Here is a 19,585-nt window from a genome sequence, read left to right on the forward strand (position 1 = left end):
CCTCAGTGCTTGAGGCGGTACACCACGGTGTCGGCGAAGACGCCGACCATCTCGTAGTGGGTGTCCAGCAGGTTCTCGATCCGGGGGACCATGACCGGCTGGTACGGGGCGATGCCGGAGTCGTCGACCACGACCTCGGGCAGGCCGTTGGCCAGCTCCTTGTCGAAGGTCTGCCAGGCGTTGGAGACGCTGAACTGCTCGCCGACGTTCTGGTTGCCGTCCTTGCCGCCGCTGTAGTTGGTGAGGAAGCCGGCGGTCAGGTAGCGGGTGGCGGGCTTGCGGTCGGCCAGCCAGTACAGCTCGGGGTGCATGCCCCAGACCAGCACGGTGTCCTTGGGGGTGGTCTGGGCGGCGACGGCGGTGGCGACCTCGGTGGTGCGGTTGAGCCGCTCCCCCGGCCAGGCCAGCGCCAGGCTCCAGAACACCGTGGCGGCGGCCGTGGTGTACAGCAGGACGGGCTTCCAGCGGATCGCCGAGGTGGCGACCGCCCCGGTGCCCAGCAGCACCAGCGGCGGGATCAGCTGGAGGTAGTAGTGGCCGAAGAAGTGGAAGCCCACGCTGACGGCGACGACCGAGGAGAGCAGCCAGACCCACAGGTCGGTGGTCGAGCCGTGCTCCTCGCCGGCCACCGGCAGCGGGCGGTGGCGGTGCTTGAGCCAGAGCCGGCGTCCGACCGGGAGCAGGAAGCCCAGGCCGGCCGCGGCCAGGATGGCCGAGTTGCCGAAGGCCCGGCCGAGCATCTGGAGCCAGGCGCCGCCGAAGGAGGCGTAGTCGCCGCTGCCGGTGACCACCCAGAAGAGGAAGCCCTTGGGCTTGGTGAGGATCACCGCGACCAGCGCTATCGGCAGGGTGAAGCCGAACCCGATCTTGAACAGCGCGGGCGGCCAGCGCACCCCGCGCCGGCGGGCGTCCTGGAACAGCATCCAGAGCACCGGCAGCAGCACCGCGCCGCCGGTCTGCTTGGTCAGTGAGCAGAGGGCGACCGCGATGCCCGCGGCCAGCCAGCGGCGCCGTTCGGCGTACCGGAAGGCGGCCACCATGGCGGGCAGCATGAAGACCTCGAAGGTCGCCGCCTGGGTGTCCTCCGGGGAGAGCCCGATGGAGACCAGCAGGTAGAGCAGTCCGGCCCCGGCCCCGGCCCGGTTGCCCCAGCGGCCGCGGGCGATCGAGGCCAGCAGGATCGCGGTGACCAGGTGGGCCACCACCGCCAGGGTGCGCAGCGGCCAGAGCGAGGCGGAGCCGAAGACCGCGAAGCAGGCCTGGTAGAGCCAGGGCAGCAGCGGTGGTTTGCGGTCCACCACGGTGTCGTACAGCACCCCGCCGTCCGCCAGCATCCGGGCCTGGGTGGCCAGGAAGCCCTCGTCCGGGCTCCAGACGGGCCGGGCGAAGGAGGGGATGTGGGTGAGCAGCGCGACCAGCGCGAGCACCGGCACCAGCCTGGTCCAGTACCCGGTGAGAACACGGGTACGGACGCGCTCGGGCAGGCGCTCGGCCAGTCCGGTGAGGCGGAGGCGGGTGGGGGTCGGCACGGGTGACAACCTACCGGGCGGGATCGGCGCCGGTGGCGCCGGTCCCGCCTTTCAGTGCGATTGTCAGCTTGTTCCGTGACGAACTGTTACGGAGTTACGACAAACGGTCGTCTGCGGAACGGGTGACCGCTCCCCCGGACGGCCTCCGGTCAGGCCTTGACCGGCGCCGCGTCCAGCTTGGCGACCAGAGCCGTCACCTTTCGGGCGATGTCCGGGGCGTTCAGGCCGATCTCGGCCAGGATCTCGGCCCGGCTGGCGTGGTCCAGGAACTCCTGCGGGATGCCGAAGTCGCGCACCGGCAGGTCCACGTCCGCGTCCCGCAGCGCCTGCGCCACGGCGGCGCCGACGCCGCCCACCCGGCCGTTGTCCTCGATCGTGACGACCACCCGGTGCTCGGCGGCCAGGCCCGGCAGGGCCGCGTCCACCGGCTTGACCCAGCGCGGGTCCACCACGGTGGCGGTGACGCCCTGGGCGGCCAGCAGGTCGGCGACCTCCAGGCTGGTGGGGGCCATCGCGCCGACCGAGACGATCAGCACGTCGGCGCGGTGGGCGCCGGAGGGCTCCTCGGCGGCGCGCAGCACGTCCATGCCGCCGATCCGGCCGACCGCGGGGACGGCCGGGCCGACCGTGCCCTTGGAGTAGCGGACCACGGTCGGGGCGTCCTTGACCTCGACGGCCTCACGCAGCTGGGCGCGGACCTGGTCGGCGTCGCGCGGGGCGGCCAGCCGCAGGGTCGGGATGATCTGCAGCATCGACATGTCCCACATGCCGTTGTGCGAGGCGCCGTCGTCGCCGGTGACGCCGGCCCGGTCCAGGACGAAGGTGACGCCCAGCTTGTGCAGGGCGACGTCCATCAGGACCTGGTCGAAGGCCCGGTTGAGGAAGGTCGCGTAGACCGCGAACACCGGGTGCAGGCCGTTGGTGGCCAGGCCGGCCGCGCTGGTAACGGCGTGCTGCTCGGCGATGCCGACGTCGAAGATCCGGTCCGGGAAGGCCTCGGCGAACGGGGCCAGGCCCACCGGGTGGAGCATCGCGGCGGTGATGCCGACGATGTCCTCGCGCTCGTGGCCGAGCGCGACCATCTCCTCGGCGAAGACCGAGGTCCAGCTCCGGCCGCCGCCGCTCGTGATCGGCAGGCCGGTCTCCGGGTGGATCTTGCCGACCGCGTGGAAGCGGTCCTCGTCGTTGTTCTCGGCGGCGTGGTAGCCGCGGCCCTTCTCGGTGAGGCAGTGCACGATCACCGGGCCGCCGAAGCCGCGCGCCTTGGTCAGCGCGGACTCCAGGGCGGCCATGTCGTGGCCGTCGATCGGGCCGATGTACTTGAGGCCGAGGTCCTCGAACATGCCCTGCGGGGCGATGAAGTCCTTGAGGCCCTTCTTGGCGCCGTGCAGCGTCTCGAACAGCTGCTGGCCGACCACCGGGGTGCGCTGGAGCGCGTCCTTGCCCCAGGACAGGAAGCGCTCGTAGCCCTGGGTGGTGCGCAGGGTGGCGAGGTGGTTGGCCAGGCCGCCGATGGTCGGGGAGTACGAGCGCTCGTTGTCGTTCACGACGATGACGAGCGGGCGGTCCTTGGCGTCGGCGATGTTGTTGAGCGCCTCCCAGGCCATGCCGCCGGTGAGCGCGCCGTCGCCGATCACCGCGACGACCGGGTCGTTCTTGCCCAGGATCTGGTTGGCCTTGGCCAGGCCGTCGGCGTACGAGAGGACCGTGGAGGCGTGCGAGTTCTCGATCACGTCGTGCTCGGACTCGGCCCGGGACGGGTAGCCGGACAGGCCGCCCTTCATCCGCAGCCGGGAGAAGTCCTGGCGGCCGGTGAGCAGCTTGTGGACGTAGCTCTGGTGGCCGGTGTCGAAGAGGATGCGGTCGCGCGGGGAGTCGAAGACCCGGTGCAGCGCGATGGTGAGCTCCACCACGCCGAGGTTGGGCCCGAGGTGGCCACCCGTCTTGGAGACCTCGGTCACCAGGAAGGTCCGGATCTCCTGGGCCAGTGCGGCCAGCTGTCCGGGCGTGAGCCGGTCGAGATCGCGCGGTCCCCGAATGCGGGTCAGCAGGGCCACCCGTTCCTCCTCGTTCAGTGTTCGCGGACCACGGACGGTCCGACGGGCGTCGCTGCCCGGCCCGGCGGCAGTCCGACGGTCCGGCCGGTGGCGACCGGTCGAGTCTAATGTCCGCCTGCCGGACACCAAGCGGCGCGCCCGGTGCCACCGTTCGGTTACCGCCATTCCGGGAGGTCGGGCCGGGAAGCCGGGTCACCTCAGGTTGACGTACAGGCGTTTGAATACGCGGGCGGGCCGGACGGCGGTGTCAGGCGCGGCCCAGCGCGCCCGACTCCCCCATCTCGCTCATCACCAGGGCCAGCGCGCCGAGCACCTCGGCCCGGCCGCCGAGGGTGCCGGGGACGACCGAGAGCTGACGGGCGGCGCTCGGGATCGCGTACCGGGCCACCGAGTCCCGGATCGGGGCGAGCACCAGCTCACCGGCCTCGGCGAGGTCCCCGCCGAGGATCACCCGGCGGGGGTTCAGCAGGTTGCAGAGGGTGGCGACGCCGGTGCCGATCTGCCGGCCCGCGTCGGCGATCACCCGGCGGCAGCCGAGGTCGCCCTGCTGGGCCAGCTCGACCACCCGGGGCAGGCTGAGGTCCTGGCCGAGGGTGGGGGCGAGCAGCGAGAGCAGGTAGCGGGAGCCGACGAAGGTCTCCAGGCAGCCGCGGTTGCCGCAGCGGCAGACCGGCCCCGCCTCGTCCAGGGTGATGTGCCCGATCTCACCCGCGGTGCCGCCCGGGCCGCGGTAGATCTGGCCGTTCACCACCAGCCCGGCGCCGACCCCGCTGGCGACCTTGATGTAGGCGAGGTCGCTCAGCCCGCGGCCGGCGCCCCAGACCAGCTCGCCGAGCGCGCCCAGGTTGGCGTCGTTGTCCACGTGCACCGGCATGCCGAGCCGCTCGGCCAGCTCCCGGCCCGGGGCGATGCCCGTCCAGCCGGGCAGGATCGCGGTGGAGCCGAGCGCGCCGGTCTCCACGTCGATCGGGCCGGGCACGCCGAGGCCGACGCCGATCACCTTGTCGGAACGGAAGCCGGCCTGCGTCAGCAGCCGCTCGACCATCGCCTCGGCGCGGTCGAAGCCCTGCTGGGCGGAGACGTCGACGTCGATCGGGGCGCTCTCCTCGGCCAGCACCCGGTGGGCCAGGTTGCCGACCGCGACGCGCAGGTGGGTGTGGCCGAAGTCGATGCCGACCACGATGCCGGCGTCCCCGCTGAGCGAGACGCTGCGGGCGCGGCGGCCGCCGGAGGAGGTGTCGGCGACCACGACGGTGCCGCTCTCCTTCAACTCCCGCACGATGTTGGACACGGTGGCCGCGGACAGTCCGGTGCCGCGGGCGATCTCGGCCTGGGTCAGCGAGCCGGCCATCCGCACCGCGCGGAGCACCCGTTCCAGGTTCGCCCGGTGCAGCGACGACTGCGAGCCCGGTGTGTCCGTCGACATGATCCACCCTCCCAGGGCGGGGACCCCTCCGCCGGGCGTCCCCTTCAACTCCTGAAGGGTACGGCCCGGGGGCCCGGGCGGGGATCCCGGCTGCGGCGGGCGGGCGCGCAGGGGGGCGCGGACGGCGGCCGCCCGGCGCGGGCCGGCGAGCGGGGGCGCGCAGGTGGGGGCGGGGTGTTCGGGGGGTGAAGGTGTTGCGCGGCCCGGGCCTGCGGGGACGGGGAACCGCTGTCCTGGCGACGGCCGAAAACCACGCACCACTAACATGGTGCCACTTCTCACCCGTCCCATCGGGGCCGTGGACGGCACCGCCAGGGGGACGCATCCAGACATGACGGGGAATCAGATGGCAGGGGATCACCCTACGCCGGGTGCAGGCGAAACGCCCGGCAGCGGTCCGCAGGACAACCGGGGCGTCTCGTTCGGGCGCCCGCCGGGCGGCGGTGTCGATCCGGCCGCCGTCGCGGACCAGATGACGCAGCTCGACGGCGCCGCCGTCCCGGGGCAGGTCACCCCGGGCCCGGTCGCGCCCGCGGGCCCGCCGCCCGGCCAGCCGCCGGCACCGCCCGTGCAGCCGCCCGCGCAGCCGTCGGTCGGCAGCCCGGAGTACGCGGCGTACGCGCCGACCGCGCCCGGGTTCCCCAGCCAGGCCCCGCCGCCGCCCGGTGCCGCGCCGGTCGGCCCGTACGACCCGGTCCCCGGTGCCCCGTACGGCGCCCCGGACGCCGGGCAGGCCTACAACCCGGGCGGCTACGCCTACCCGCAGCAACCCGGGTACGGCTACCCCGTCGCGCCGGTCGCGCCCAAGCAGCGCAACCCAGTGATGCTGTGGGGCGGGATCATCGGCGGTGTGCTCGCGATCTCGATCGTGGTCGCCCTGGTCGTCCTGCTCAAGGACCCCAAGCCCGCCCCCGACCCGGGCCCGGACCCGGTCAGCACCGGCACCACCGACAACGGCGGGACCAGCAGCGGCCCCACCCCCGCCCCCGCTCCCAAGGGCGCCACCTTCAACGTCGCCTGGAGCGCCCCCAAGCCGGCCAACGCGGACAGCTCGAACCAGATGCTCGGCGTCTGGGGCACCGACAAGCTCGCGGTGCGCGTCGACAGCTCCGGGATCAGGGCCTTCAACCTGACCGACGGCAAGGAGGCGTGGACCATCGCCGCCCCGGCCGGCAGCAAGGAGCTGTGCACCGCCTCGTACGCCGCCAACTCCAAGGGCGTCGCCGCCGTCTCCTTCAACACCGGTGACAGCGACTGCTCCACCGTCGGCGCCATCGACCTGACCCAGGGCAAGCTGCTCTGGAGCGTCAAGGTCTCGGCCGACCGGATGTCCTCGCCGACCCTCAGCGTCACCGAGAACGTCGTCGCCGTCGGCGGCAACGCCGTCGCCGCCCTGAACATCGCCAACGGCCAGCCGGCCTGGCAGTACCAGCCGCGCGACAAGGACTGCGTCCTGCGCGGCAAGGCGGCCGGCGCCCAGATCGCGGTCAGCGACCGCTGCTACGGCACCAGCGGCCCGAAGTCGCAGCTGGTCATCGTCAACGCCGAGACCGGCAAGCCGGCCAGCACCCCGATCACCCTCACCGGCAACATCGAGGAGGTCGACTCGGTCGTCCAGGACAAGCCGCTGGTGCTGCTGATGGGCAACGGCCCGCAGGGCGACTACGTCCTGCCGTTCGACAAGGACAACAAGCCGGGCACCCAGATGTCCGTCAAGGAGCCCGGCGCGGACAGCCTGCGCCTCTCCGGCCAGAACGAGGCCCTCACCCGCAACGTGGTCAGCGGCACCACGCTGTACGTCCAGGTCAGCGGCGGCAAGCCGGGCATCAACGCCTACGACCTGAACACCGGCAAGCGGCTGTGGTCGGCCAACTCCGGTTCGACGAGCAACGACATGCGCCTGGTGGCCGGGACCGACAAGGACGGCAAGGTCCGCGCGATCGTCGACCAGGGCTACAACAAGCCGGCCCGGCTGGTGACGCTCTCGCCGACCGACGGCTCGATGTCCGACCTCGGCACCATGACGATGCCGAGCAGCATGGGCATCGGCAGCAGCACCTCCGAGTACCTGGTCTCGGACGACGGCGCCGCCGTCTACGCGTTCCGCCGCTACAGCGCCAGCGACGGTCCGCTGACCAAGTGGAAGAAGTGACGCCGGGGCGCCTCCGGGGCTGATCCCGGGGGGCGTGACCCCTCGTCGCGGGCCGCGCGGCGACCGACACGGGCGGGGCGGGCACGGGCTGATCGCCCGGGCCCGCCCCGCCTGTGATTTTTCGGCCGCCCCGTCCGTTGGACGTGCGAGGATTCGGACCATCAGTCTGACAAAGGAGTGCAGCGAGTGCCCGGCACAAACCTGACCCGTGAGGAGGCCCGCACCCGGGCCGACCTCCTCCACGTGGACGCGTACGACATCGAGCTCGACCTCGGTTCGGCCCGCGAGGGCGGTACCTTCCGGTCCACCACCGTGGTCCGGTTCACCGCCACCACCCCGGGGGCGGAGACCTTCATCGACCTCGTCGCCCCGAGCGTCGAGGAGATCACCCTCAACGGCGTGCGGCTCGACCCGGCGACCTTCGCCGACAGCCGCATCCCGCTGCCGGGCCTCGCCGCCGAGAACGAGCTGCGGGTCGTCGCGAACTGCGAGTACACCAACACCGGTGAGGGCCTGCACCGGTTCGTCGACCCGGTCGACGGCGAGACCTACCTGTACACCCAGTTCGAGGTGCCGGACGCCCGCCGGGTCTTCGCCAACTTCGAGCAGCCCGACCTGAAGGCCGCGTTCGCGTTCACCGTGACCGCGCCGGAGGGCTGGGTCGTGGTCTCCAACTCGCCGACCCCGGAGCCGGTCGGCGAGGGCGACACCCGGGTCTGGACGTTCGAGCCCACCGGCCGGATCTCCACCTACATCACCGCGCTCGTCGCCGGCCCGTACGTCGGGGTCTTCGACACCTACGAGAACGGCGAGCAGAAGGTGCCGCTGGGCGTCTACTGCCGGCCCTCGCTGCGCGAGTTCCTGGACCCGGAGGCCGTCTTCGAGGTCACCAAGCAGGGCTTCGACTACTTCCAGGAGAAGTTCGACTTCCCGTACCCGTTCGCCAAGTACGACCAGCTCTTCGTCCCGGAGTTCAACGCCGGCGCGATGGAGAACGCGGGCGCCGTCACCCTGCGCGACCAGTACGTGTTCCGCTCCAAGGTCACCGACGCCGCGTACGAGGCCCGTGCCGCGACGATCCTGCACGAGCTCGCCCACATGTGGTTCGGCGACCTCGTCACCATGGAGTGGTGGAACGACCTCTGGCTCAACGAGTCCTTCGCGACCTACGCCGAGGCGGTCTGCCAGGCCGAGGCCCCGGGCTCCAAGTGGCCGCACTCCTGGACCACCTTCGCCAACCAGATGAAGACCTGGGCGTACCGGCAGGACCAGCTGCCGTCCACCCACCCGATCATGGCGGACATCAACGACCTGGAGGACGTCCAGGTCAACTTCGACGGCATCACCTACGCCAAGGGCGCCTCGGTGCTCAAGCAGCTGGTGGCGTACGTCGGCCAGGACGCCTTCTTCCAGGGCGTGCAGGCGTACTTCAAGCGCCACGCCTGGGGCAACACCCGGCTCAGCGACCTGCTCGGCGCCCTGGAGGAGGCCAGCGGCCGCGACCTCAAGGCCTGGTCCAAGGCCTGGCTGGAGACCGCCGGCATCAACGTGCTGCGGCCGTCGATCGTGCTCAACACCGACGGCGAGATCGAGTCCTTCGCGGTGCTCCAGGAGGCCCCCGCGCTGCCCGCCGGCGCCAAGGGCGAGGCCGTGCTGCGGCCGCACCGCATCGCGATCGGCCTGTACGAGCTGAACGGCGACGCGCTGGTGCGCACCGACCGGATCGAGCTGGACGTCGACGGCCCGCGCACCGAGGTGCCCGAGCTGGTCGGCCGGCACCGCCCGGCCGTCGTGCTGCTGAACGACGACGACCTCTCGTACGCCAAGATCCGGCTGGACGAGGACTCGCTGGCCGTCGTCACCGAGCACCTCGGCGGCTTCACCGAGTCGCTGCCGCGCGCGCTGTGCTGGGCCTCCGCCTGGGACATGACCCGCGACGGCGAGCTGGCCGCCCGCGACTACCTGGCGCTGGCGCTGTCCGGCATCGGGCGCGAGAGCGACATCGGCGTGGTGCAGTCCGTGCACCGCCAGGTCAAGCTCGCCCTCGACGCCTACACCGACCCGCAGTGGCGCGAGCAGGGCCTCGACCGCTGGGCCGCCGCCGCGGAGGAGCACCTGCGCGCCGCCGAGCCCGGCAGCGACCACCAGCTGGCCTGGGCCCGCGCCCTCGCCTCGGTCGCCCGTACCGACGGTCAGCTGGGCCTGCTCGCCGGGCTGCTGGACGGCTCGGTCGAGGTCAAGGGCCTCGCGGTGGACACCGAGCTGCGCTGGACCCTGCTGGTGCGCCTCGCCGCCACCGGCCGGGCCGACGAGGCCGCCATCGCCGCCGAGCTGGAGCGGGACAACACCGCGGCCGGCCAGGAGCACGCGGCCACCTGCCGCGCCGCCCGGCCGACCGCCGGGGCCAAGGCGGAAGCCTGGGCGTCGGTGGTGGAGTCCGACAAGCTGACGAACTATGTGCAGGAGGCCGTCATCGCCGGCTTCCAGCAGTCCGACCAGCGCGAGCTGCTCGCGCCGTACGCGGCGAAGTACTTCGCGGCGGTCAAGGGCGTCTGGGAGACCCGCAGCCACGAGATCTCGCAGCAGATCATCGTCGGGCTGTACCCGGCCCTCCAGGTGACGGCCGCGACCCTGGAGGCCACCGACGCGTGGCTGGCCTCGGCCGAGCCTGCCCCGGCGCTGCGGCGCCAGGTCGTCGAGGCCCGGGCGGGCGTCGAGCGCGCGCTCAAGGCCCAGGCGGCCGACCGTGCGGCGGGCGGCCGCTGACGGTCTCCTCGCAACCGCGAAGGGGCGCCGGACGGGATCGTCCGGCGCCCCTTCGGGGTCTTGCGGGCCTTGCGGGTGGTGCGGGCTCTGCAGGTCGTACGGGACCTGGGGGCCCTGCGGGTCGTGCGAGTCCTGGGGACGTCTGCGCGGGTGTTACTTCTTCTTGCCCTTGCCGTAGGGCAGGCCCGCCAGACCGGCGATCACCGCGAAGGCGACCAGCGGGAGAAACACGTACAGGCCGAGGGTCTGGCCCACGCTCAGGCCGGAACCGGGGTCATCACCGTCGTCCCTGGTGAAGGCCATGGCGGGCGACGACAGCAGCATCATCAGCGTGACCGTTGCGGAGACCGCGCCGGCTCGCAAAGCGTTCCTCTTGTCCACGTTTCCAACTTACCCGCCGCTTACGGGGGCGCGCTCGTCGGGGTCGGTCGGGCGGGACGGGAGGACGTGCCTCGGGGCCGACCCGGCGGAACCGCGCGGGGCCAGGAGCCGGGCGAGCAGGCCTGCGGCGGGGGCGGTGGCCAGCCGTTCGAGGGTGACCGGGTCGCCGGAGCCGTCCGCGACCGGCAGGCGCCAGTTCGGGTACTGGTCCCAGGTGCCGGGCAGGTTCTGCGGGCGCGGGTCCCCGACCAGGTCCGGCAGCCAGACCCCGACCAGCTCCGCCGGGGTGGCCCGCAGGAAGCGGTACAGCACCGGCATCGTCAGCGGCTCGCCCTCGGCCAGCAGCCCGAGCCGGCCCAGCTCGGCCCGCCAGTCCGCCAGCTCCGCCGCCGCCTGCCCCTGCTCCTCCCCCAGCGGCCGGGCCAGCAGGCCCAGCCGGTGCCGCAGCTCGACGTGCTCGCCGGAGAGCCGGGCCGCGGTGCTGGGCAGGTCGTGGGTGGTGAGGGTGGCCAGGCAGCCGGACCGCCAGCGGTCCGGGCCGAGGATCGCGCCGTCGCCCCGCCAGTCCCGCTCGAACCAGAGCACGGACGTGCCGAGCACCCCGCGCGCCGCCAGCTCCTCCCGCACCCCCGGCTCCACCGTGCCGAGGTCCTCGCCGATCACCGCCGTCCCCGCCCGGTGCGCCTCCAGCGCCAGCACGCCGAGCATCGCCTCGGCGTCGTAGCGCACGTACGCGCCCTCGGTCGGCGGGTGCCCCTGCGGCACCCACCAGAGCCGGAACAGGCCCATCACGTGGTCGATCCGCAGGGCCCCCGCGTGCCGGGCGGTGGCCCGCAGCAGCTCCGCGTACGGGGCGTAGCCGGCTTCGGCGAGCGCGTCCGGGCGCCAGGGCGGCAGGCCCCAGTCCTGGCCGTGGGCGTTGAAGGCGTCCGGCGGGGCGCCGACCGAGATGCCGCCGGCCAGCACGTCCTGCAGCGCCCAGGCGTCCGCGCCGTCCGGGTGGACGCCGACGGCCAGGTCGTGGATCAGGCCGACCGGCATGCCGGCCTCGCGGGCCGCCCGCTGGGCGTGGGCGAGCTGCTGGTCGACCTGCCAGGCGAGCCAGCGGTGGAACTCGACCCGCTCCTCCAGCTCCTTGGCGGCATGCTCGACCTGTGGGCCGTCCGGGTGACGCAGCCCCTTCGGCCAGTGGCGCCAGTCGGTGCCGTGCTCCTCGGCCAGGGCGTTCCACAGCGCGTGCCGGTACAGCCACTCGCCCTCGCGGAGCCGGTACGCGTCGTACTCGGCCTGCCGCCCGGGGCCGCGCGGCACCTCGTGCAGCAGCTCCAGGGCCTCGCGCTTGAGCTGCCAGACGGCGTCCCGGTCGATCAGGGCGTCGTGGACCAGCACCTCGTCGCGCAGCCGGGCGGCCCGCCGGGTCAGCTCCTCGGCCTGCTCGCGCCCGGCGCCGGTCAGGTAGGCGTACTCGGGGACGGCCTCGATCCGCAGGTGCACCGGGTCGGCGAAGCGGCGCGAGGACGGGCGGTACGGGGACGGGTCGGAGGGGGCGCCGGGCAGGGCCTGGTGCAGCGGGTTGATCTGCACGAAGCCCGCGCCGAGGCCGGCCCCCGCCCACCGGGCCAGCTCGACGAGGTCCCCGAGGTCGCCCATGCCCCAGGAGCGCTCGGAGAGCACGGAGTACAGCTGGGCGAGGAACCCCCAGCTGCGGCCCGGGAGTTGCGGCAGCCGCTCGGGGGCGACCACCAGCGCGGCCCGCGCGGTCCTCGTGCCGGTTTCCGCCACCAGGACATGCATTCCCAACGGCAGGTCCCCCGGCACCCAGTGCGAGTGCCCCCGGGGCAGCTCCCAACTCCCGCCGTCCTCCAGCTCCACCCGCAACCGGGCGTCCGCCGGCACGTCCAGCGCCGTTCGCCGCCCCTGCCGGACCACCACGCACGGCGGCAGCAACCGGGCCCGCTGCTCGGCCCGGTGACGCTCCAGCGCCTCCCCCACCTCCTGCGGCGACCCGGCCGCCACCCCCATCGCCCCCAGCACCGCCACCAGCGTCCGCGCCCCCACCGCCTGCCCGCCCGGCCCCGGGTACCGGACGTCCACCCCGTACGCCCGCGCCAGCGCCACCAGTTCGGCGGGCGGCGGCGGGGCATCCTGCGCCGGTACCTGCTCGGCTCCGTCACTGTCGTGGTAAGCGGCCACTCGCGGCTCCTGCGATGTCTCGGCAACGCCCGTTCGGGACAGCCACAGTCCTACCCGCGTGACACCACGATCACCCAGCGCGACACGACGCCGGCGGGCGGACCCTCGGGGGCGGGGGCGGGTCGGCAGGACTTCAGGGTGTCGGTGTGGAAGGTGTCGGCGTTCGTCGTGGTCGTGTCGCCGCCCTCCTTGTCCATAGGTGAGGACCTCGCCGTCCTTCAGCCGCTCCGGGCCTGGAGCAGGGCTGCGGCGGCGGCGGCAGGCGACGGGGGGTCAGCACGGGGGCCGACCGTACAGGCTGGGGACGGCCGCCGCCCGGGATGTGCCGTGAAGCCCGGTGCCCGCGGGTGTTTCCGGGCTGGTCCGACATGCAATGAAATGGCGCAAAACGGTCATAGCAGTCGGCGGCGTTGACACCGGATCGGCCAGCTGGTGGGGTTGCGGACGATGTGGTCGTGGCCTGGCGAGGAGGCTCCTGTGCAAGCCCGAGTGTCCGTAGCGGCCGGGCGGCGGCTCAGGTCGCAACTGGAGCAGAGTCCGGCGTTGCGGGAGGTGCTGCAGCACCCCGCGGCGGAGGCGGCGCGGCGGGCCACGGCGCGGACGTGCCGTCAGTTGGCGCCGCGGACGGCGGACCGGCTGATCGCCGATCTCAAGGGCACCGAGCCGCTGTTGGCGTCGGTGCGCGAGGAGCGCGCGGACCGGGCGGACCGGGCCGGGCGGCCGGGGCGGCGGGCGATGCAGATCGCGGCCGGGGTAGCGGCCGCGGCGGTGGTCGGCGGGCTGCTGGCCGGCTCGCTGCCGTCGGCGGCGTACGCGGCGGCCACGGCCGCCTCGACGGCCTCGGACGTGGTGAGCACCGCGCCGCAGACGCCGCTGGGCAGCGTGACCGACCCGAAGGTGTTCCCGAAACCGCAGCAGCAGACCGTGGCGGGCAAGCCCGTCGCGGTGCCGTCCGCCGTGACGCTGGTGAGCGCGCCCAAGGCGGACATCGGCACGGTGCGGGCCGTCCAGGAGGTGCTGGAGGTCGCCGGGGCGGGCGAGGTGACGCCGCGTCCGGACGGCGGGACGCCGGCCGCCGGGACGCTGGTGGTGTACGTCGGCGGGCCCGCCGAGGGCGCCGGCGGCGAGGTGGACCGGGTGCTGCGGCAGCTGTCCGCCGCCGCGGGCGGCAAGGACGGCGCCGGGCCGACGACCGCGGGGATGCCGGCCGGCGGGTACGTGCTGTCGGCCGGTCAGCTGCCCGCCCAGGGCGGCGGGACGTACGGCGCCGTGGTGCTGGCCGGCGTGGACGCCACCGGCACCTTCTACGCCGCGCAGAGCCTGCGTCAGCTGCTCGCCGCCGTACCGGCCGGGCAGGGGCAGGCGCCGGGTGCGGCCGGGCTCGGCCTGCCCGGGATCACGCTGCGGGACTGGCCGACCGGCGCCCCGGTGCGCGGCGTCACGGAGGGCTTCTACGGCACCCCGTGGACCGCGCAGCAGCGGCTGGAGCAGGTCGACTTCCTGGGCCGCTCCAAGCAGAACTTCTACCTCTACGCGCCCGGTGACGACCCGTACCGGCTCTCCCGCTGGCGCACCGCCTACCCCGCGGCCCAGGCCGAGGAGCTGCGTGAACTGGGCTTCCGGGCACGGCAGAACCACGTCACGCTCGGCTACGCGATCGACCCGGGGCAGTCCCTCTGCTTCAGCTCCGGCAAGGACGTGGACGCCCTGGTGAACAAGCTGGACGGGCTGCGCAAGCTCGGCTTCACCGCCTTCCAGCTGCAGTTCCTGGACGTCAGCTACGACGAGTGGCACTGCGGCGACGACCGCGACGAGTACGGCACCGGGCCCGCCGCGGCCGCCAAGGCCCAGGCCGAGCTGGTGAAGAAGGTGCAGGACCGGCTGATCGCGAGGAACCCGGGCCTGGCGCCGCTGTCCGTCGTCCCCACCGAGTACCACCAGCAGGGCTCCACCCCGTACCGCAAGGCGCTGGCGGCGGCCCTGCCGGAGGGCGTGCAGGTGGCCTGGAGCGGGGTCGGGGTGATCCCGGAGAAGATCACCGGCGCCCAGGCCTCGGACACCGCCGGGCTGTACGGGCACCCGCTGCTCACCATGGACAACTACCCGGTCAACGACGCCACCCCGGACCGGCTCTTCCTCGGCGCCTACACCGGGCGCGACCCGGAGGTGGCCACCCGCTCGGCGGCGCTGCTGACCGGCGCGATGCAGCAGCCGGTGGCCTCCCGGATCGCCGTGTCGACGGCCGGCGACTTCGCCTGGAACCCGGCCGGCTACAAGCCGGACGAGTCCTGGCAGGCCGCCGTGCGCTCGCTGGCCGGGCCGACCGGCGCCGCCCCGACGCCCGTCGGGACGGCGCTGTCCGCCGTCACCGCGCTGGCCGGGAACAGCACCTCCTCCCCGCTGTCCAAGCAGGAGTCCGGCTACCTGGCACCGCTGCTGGACCGGTTCTGGGCGGCCGCCGAGCCGACCTCCGGCGCCGCCCCCGACCTCGCCCGGCTGATCGAGGCCGCCGCCCCGCTGCGGGACGCCTTCGCCACCATGGCCACCGCCCAGCAGACCCTGGCCGGCACCCCGGCCACCACCCAGCTGGCCGGCGAGGCCGCGCCCTGGCTGGGCCCACTGCGCGACTACGGGCTGGCCGGGCAGTCCGCCCTCGACATGCTGCTGGCGCAGCACGGCGGCGACGGCGCGGCGGCCTGGAAGGCCCGGGTCGAGCTCAACCGGCTGCGCGAGCAGCTGGACCGGGCCCCGGCCACCGTCGGCGCCGGGGTGCTCGGCCCGTTCCTGGACCGTGCCGTGCGCGCCGCCGACAACTGGTCGGGCGTGGGCGGCGGCGCCGCCACCCCGACCACCACCCTGGGCACCGCCCAGGACCACCTGCCCGCGCTGATGACCGACGGCGTGGCCGACACCTTCTACTGGAGCTCCGCTCCCCCGCAGCCCGGCGACGCCGTCGGCCTGGACCTCGGCGCGGGCCGCCCGGTCAGCGGCGTGACCGTGCTGATGGGCGGCTGGGGCAACGGCCCGGACGCCCGGACCGCCGCCGACGACTACATCCGCGACGGCGTGCTGGAGTACTCCACCGGCGAGGGCGGCTGGAAGCAGCTCGCCGTGGTGAAGAACCAGAAGACGGTCAGCGCCCAGCTCCCGCCGGGCACCGTGGTCCGGGCGGTGCGGCTGCGGGCCACCGCCGCGCAGAAGACCGCCGTCGCGGTGCGCGAGTTCACCGTCACCGCCCCGGACGATTCCCCGGCCAGCGTCAGCGGCGGCCCCGACGCGGTGCCCGGCTCCTCCGCCGCCGCCGTGCTGGACGGCAACCCGGACACCGCGTACCGGGCCGCCAAGGCGCCGACCGCGATGGACGAGCCGCTCACCGTCGAGCTCGGCGCGGCCCGCCCGCTGGACCGGCTCACCGTGCTGACCGACCCGTCCGTGCGCGCCACCGCCACCCTCGCGGTGCGCCGGGCCGACGGCACCTGGGCCGACATCGGCACCGTGCAGCCCGGCTACAACGAGCTGTCGGCCGGCGGCCAGCCCGCCGACGCGTTCCGGCTGACCTGGAAGCCCGGCGGCGACCCTCCGGTGGTCAACCAGGTGATCCCCTGGTACGCGGACGCCCCGGCGGCCCGGCTCAGCCTCTCCGACCCGGCCCTGGACGTGGTCACCGGCGCCTCCGCGCCCGTGACCACCCGGGCCACCGTGGAGGCCGGCCGCCCCGAGGGCACCACCGGCGAGCTGCGCACCGAGGTGCCGGCCGCCGCCAAGGGCCTGACCGTTGCCCCGGCCGGCCCGGTGACCGTGCCGCGCGGCGGCCGGGTGGGCGTGCCGCTGCTGGTCAGCGCCACCGCGGAGACGCCGTCCGGGACGTACCGGGTGCCGGTGCAGTTCGTGGCCGGCGGCACCACCGTCCGGCAGGTGCTCCAGGTGCACGTGGTGCCGCCCACCGGCGGCCCGGACCTGGCGCTCGGCGCCAAGGCCGCCTCCTCGGGCGACGAGACGGCGAACTTCCCGGCCTCGGCGGTCACCGACGGCGACCCGAAGACCCGCTGGTCCTCCCCGGCCAAGGACGACGCCTGGGTGCGGCTGGAGCTGCCGCAGGCGACCAGGCTGGGCTCGGCGGTGCTGCACTGGCAGGCCGCGTACGCCGCCTCGTACAAGATCCAGGTCTCGGCGGACGGGAACACCTGGACCGACGCCGCGACGGTGGACAACGGCAAGGGCGGCGACGAGACGGTGCGCTTCGACGCGCCCAACGTCCGGTACCTCCGGGTGCAGGGCGTGGCGCGGGCGACCAAGTACGGCTACTCGCTGTGGGGCGTCGAGCTGTACGCGGTGACCCCGCCGGCCGCGCCGCAGCCCCCGGCCGGCCAGGGAGGCGGCCAGGCCGCCCAGCCCGGCGGCGCGCCCGGGACGCCGGCGACACCTCCGGCGGCGGCGGGCGGGACCGCGCCCAAGCCGTAGCCGTGGCCGTGGCCGTGGCCGTGGCCGTGGTGGCCGTTGCCGGGCCCGGTCACGGGTGGGCGGAAACGCGGCGGGCCGCCGGCTCCCCGGTGCGGGGGGCTCGGCGGCCCATGAGGCGCGTACCGACGGTGTGACGGGCGGGCCCTTGTGGAGCTGTGGTCAGGCGGAGAGCGGTTCGGGCTGCTCACCGCGGCGGACGGGGGCGGGGTGGCCCGAGTGGGCCCGGCCGAGCGGGACCGGGTGGACCGGCTGCTCGGTGCGGTCGTGGTGCTCGTACTCGCCCCACTGCGGGGCGCGCAGCTGGTCCGCGCCGCCGTAGGGCTCCAGGTAGGGCCGCCACCGCGGGTCCTTGATCCCGGTGCCGATGATGCGCCAGGCCAGGCCGCTGGGCGGCGCGGGTGGTCGTTTCATCCGCCAGCCGAGCTCGGTGAGGTGGCGGTCGGCCTTGGTGTGGTTGCAGCGGCGGCAGGCCGCCACCACGTTGTCCCACCGGTGCTGGCCACCGCGGCTGCGCGGGATGACGTGGTCGACGCTGGTGGCGGCGGCCCCGCAGTAGACGCAGCGGCCGTGGTCGCGGGCGAACAGGGCCCGGCGGGTGAGCGGGACGGGCCCGCAGAACGGGACCCGGACGAAGCGGGTCAGACGGACGACGGACGGCGCCGGAAGGGCGCTGGTGGCGCTGTGCAGAGTGACTTCCGAGTCCTCCAGGCTGACCGCCTTGTGGTTGAGGACCAGGATGAGTGCGCGGCGCATCGATACGACGCCGAGTGGCTCGTAGGACGCGTTGAGGACCAGGACATGCGGCACGGATGCCTCCTTGGACGCCTGCGGCGCGTGGCTCGCGCCGGGACGAGCGGTTGGATCGCGCCACTCGTGCGCGATCTCCCCCAGTGTCGCCTTACGCCTTTGTACGGCGCCACCACTCCTGTGTAACGGACCTGACGCGAACTCCGGGTGTGGTCTCTGTCATAGCCGGTATGCCCGGGGGAAGGTCGGGTTGCACCCGGGTGGCGGTGCGACGGGTCCCGGTGACTCCGGCGGGTCGCCCGCCGGGGGCACGGTTCGGCCGTCCGGAGCAGCGCCCCTCCTGCCCCGGACGGCCCCGGAGCCCCGGTTCGGGGGGAGCGTACGGGGGCGTTGACGGGGCGTTCGACACGCTCCGTACGCCCTTGGGCACACCCGTGCGGGGTTCCGGCGTGTCCGGGCCAGCCCGCGGCGGCGGATAGGCTGACGCCCACGGTCCGCGGGCCGCTTGCCGGCGGTGCGGGCCCACCACGCACCCCAGCCAGGAAGGTCCGCACGTGTTCAGCTCCGGTGCCACCGGTCCGTCCGACGCGTCCTCGACGCTCGCCAACCCGACCCCGGCCCCCAGCCCCACCGCGCAGCTGCCCGAGCTCGACCTGCGGATCCCGACCAGCGCGCAGGAGGTCTCGGACACCACCCGGCAGGCCGCCAGCTGGTTCGACACCCACTGGCAGGGCTGGGTGGCCTCCGGGCTGCGGATCGTCTTCATCATCGTGCTCGCGCTGGTCCTCCGGGCCGTCGTGCGCAAGCTCATCACCCAGCTGATAGGGCGGATGGCGCGCACCTCCGAGCACCAGGAGGAGAGCCGGCTGGGCGGGCTGCTGGCCAACACCGGGGTGGTGAACACCGAACGGCGCCAGCAGCGCTCGGAGGCGATCGGCTCGGTGCTGCGCAGCGTCGCCTCCTTCAGCATCCTGGGCACGGCGGCGCTGATGGTGCTCTCCGCGCTGGGCGTGAACCTGGCGCCGCTGCTGGCGAGCGCCGGTGTGGCCGGTGTGGCGATCGGTTTCGGCGCCCGGAACCTGGTCACCGACTTCCTCTCCGGGGTCTTCATGATCATGGAGGACCAGTACGGCGTCGGCGACGAGATCGACACCGGTGTCGCCACCGGCACGGTGCTGGAGGTCGGCCTGCGGGTCACCAAGCTGCGCGGCGGGAACGGCGAGATCTGGTACATCCGCAACGGCGAGGTGAAGCGGATCGCCAACATGAGCCAGGGCTGGGCGACCGCCTCGGTGGACGTCCAGGTCGGGTACAAGGAGGACCTGATCCGGGTCGAGGACCTGATCCTGGCGACGGCCGAGGAGATGGCCAAGGAGGCCCCGTACGACGAGCTGATCTGGGCTCCGGTGTCGATCCTGGGCGTGGAGTCGGTCGCCTCGGACTCGGTGGTGCTGCGGGTCGAGGCCAGGACCGCCCCGGGCAAGGCCGCCTCCGTCTCCCGGGCGCTGCGCCAGCGGCTGAAGGTGGCCTTCGACGGGGCCGGGATCAAGGTCAAGGAGGAGGTCGCCGCAGTGACGGCCGGGGCGACCGGCGTGGTGATCGCCCCCTCCCCGGTCCCGGCCGCCGAACAGGCCGCACCCGCCGACCGGGTGGCCGAGCCCGTTCCGGCCCAGGCCCCGGTCCCGGCGGCGGCCCGGGCGGCGGACGACGCGTCGAAGCCGTAGCGGTTCGGCCGCACGGACACGGACGAAGCCCCGCTCCCACCACAGTGGGGGCGGGGCTTCGTGGTGTCCGGCCAGAGCCCTCCTCGCACTCTCGACACCGGACCGGAGCCGCTGGACTCCGACCGCCGACGCCCTCGGTCTGCCGTGCC

The 19,585-nt window shown here is 74.1% G+C and carries 10 protein-coding genes and 1 pseudogene; 4 read left to right on the forward strand and 7 right to left on the reverse strand.

Features of this window, described 5'->3' with window-relative positions; genetic code table 11:
- Positions 1–2: 2 nt before the first annotated feature.
- From ACFVXH_RS21145 to ACFVXH_RS21155, 3 genes are all read right to left on the reverse strand, one after another.
- Positions 3–1,529 (reverse strand): glycosyltransferase family 39 protein, encoded by a 1,527-nt coding sequence (locus tag ACFVXH_RS21145; RefSeq protein WP_234348350.1) that lies wholly within the window; start codon positions 1,527–1,529, stop codon positions 3–5.
- Between the two features lie 149 nt (positions 1,530–1,678).
- Entirely contained in the window at positions 1,679–3,586 is a 1,908-nt protein-coding gene (gene dxs / locus ACFVXH_RS21150; protein ID WP_387825953.1) for a 1-deoxy-D-xylulose-5-phosphate synthase, read from the reverse strand.
- 247 nt (positions 3,587–3,833) lie between these two features.
- On the reverse strand, positions 3,834–5,012 hold the full coding sequence (locus ACFVXH_RS21155) for an ROK family transcriptional regulator (RefSeq protein WP_049651274.1): 1,179 nt from the start codon (positions 5,010–5,012) through the stop codon (positions 3,834–3,836).
- Positions 5,013–5,484: 472 nt separating this feature from the next.
- Here ACFVXH_RS21155 and ACFVXH_RS21160 point away from each other — a divergent pair, with 472 nt between their 5' ends.
- The gene (locus tag ACFVXH_RS21160; RefSeq protein WP_387825956.1) at positions 5,485–7,164 is read left to right on the forward strand and encodes a PQQ-binding-like beta-propeller repeat protein; all 1,680 of its coding nucleotides are present in this window, start codon (positions 5,485–5,487) and stop codon (positions 7,162–7,164) included.
- Between the two features lie 186 nt (positions 7,165–7,350).
- Positions 7,351–9,930: an aminopeptidase N gene (gene pepN, locus ACFVXH_RS21165; RefSeq protein WP_375873229.1), complete on the forward strand. Its 2,580-nt coding sequence runs from the start codon at positions 7,351–7,353 to the stop codon at positions 9,928–9,930.
- Between the two features lie 153 nt (positions 9,931–10,083).
- On the opposite strand, the gene ACFVXH_RS21170 is transcribed toward pepN, so the two are convergent.
- From ACFVXH_RS21170 to ACFVXH_RS21180, 3 genes are read right to left on the reverse strand one after another with little or no spacing between them, the layout of a single operon-like run.
- Positions 10,084–10,311 (reverse strand): hypothetical protein, encoded by a 228-nt coding sequence (locus tag ACFVXH_RS21170; protein WP_030238515.1) that lies wholly within the window; start codon positions 10,309–10,311, stop codon positions 10,084–10,086.
- A gap of 9 nt (positions 10,312–10,320) precedes the next feature.
- A complete protein-coding gene (gene malQ, locus ACFVXH_RS21175) occupies positions 10,321–12,504 on the reverse strand; it encodes a 4-alpha-glucanotransferase (protein ID WP_387825961.1) in 2,184 nt (727 codons plus the stop codon).
- A 50-nt stretch (positions 12,505–12,554) separates the two neighbouring features.
- Positions 12,555–12,701, reverse strand: a complete 147-nt coding sequence (locus ACFVXH_RS21180) for a hypothetical protein (RefSeq protein ID WP_387825964.1) — start codon at positions 12,699–12,701, stop codon at positions 12,555–12,557.
- Positions 12,702–13,056: 355 nt separating this feature from the next.
- On the opposite strand from ACFVXH_RS21180, the gene ACFVXH_RS21185 reads away from it, so the two are divergent.
- On the forward strand, positions 13,057–16,965 hold the full coding sequence (locus ACFVXH_RS21185; RefSeq protein WP_387826198.1) for a beta-N-acetylglucosaminidase domain-containing protein: 3,909 nt from the start codon (positions 13,057–13,059) through the stop codon (positions 16,963–16,965).
- Positions 16,966–17,262: 297 nt separating this feature from the next.
- Here the strand turns inward: ACFVXH_RS21185 and ACFVXH_RS21190 are convergent.
- Positions 17,263–17,772 (reverse strand): annotated as a pseudogene (locus ACFVXH_RS21190) (HNH endonuclease); the annotation flags it as partial.
- A 494-nt stretch (positions 17,773–18,266) separates the two neighbouring features.
- Here ACFVXH_RS21190 and ACFVXH_RS21195 point away from each other — a divergent pair.
- Complete coding sequence (locus tag ACFVXH_RS21195; RefSeq protein ID WP_380743555.1) at positions 18,267–19,436, forward strand: mechanosensitive ion channel family protein; 1,170 nt, start codon at positions 18,267–18,269, stop codon at positions 19,434–19,436.
- Positions 19,437–19,585 lie beyond the last annotated feature (149 nt).

It is taken from the genome of Kitasatospora sp. NPDC058184, from assembly GCF_042883725.1.
In the GTDB taxonomy this organism is placed as follows: Bacteria; Actinomycetota; Actinomycetes; order Streptomycetales; family Streptomycetaceae; genus Kitasatospora.

Coding starts and splice junctions, on each gene's coding strand:
- ACFVXH_RS21155 (WP_049651274.1), bottom strand. CDS start 5,012: ATGTCGACGGACACACCGGGCTCGCAGTCGTCGCTGCACCGGGCGAAC.
- ACFVXH_RS21160 (WP_387825956.1), top strand. CDS start 5,485: ATGACGCAGCTCGACGGCGCCGCCGTCCCGGGGCAGGTCACCCCGGGC.
- ACFVXH_RS21180 (WP_387825964.1), bottom strand. CDS start 12,701: ATGGACAAGGAGGGCGGCGACACGACCACGACGAACGCCGACACCTTC.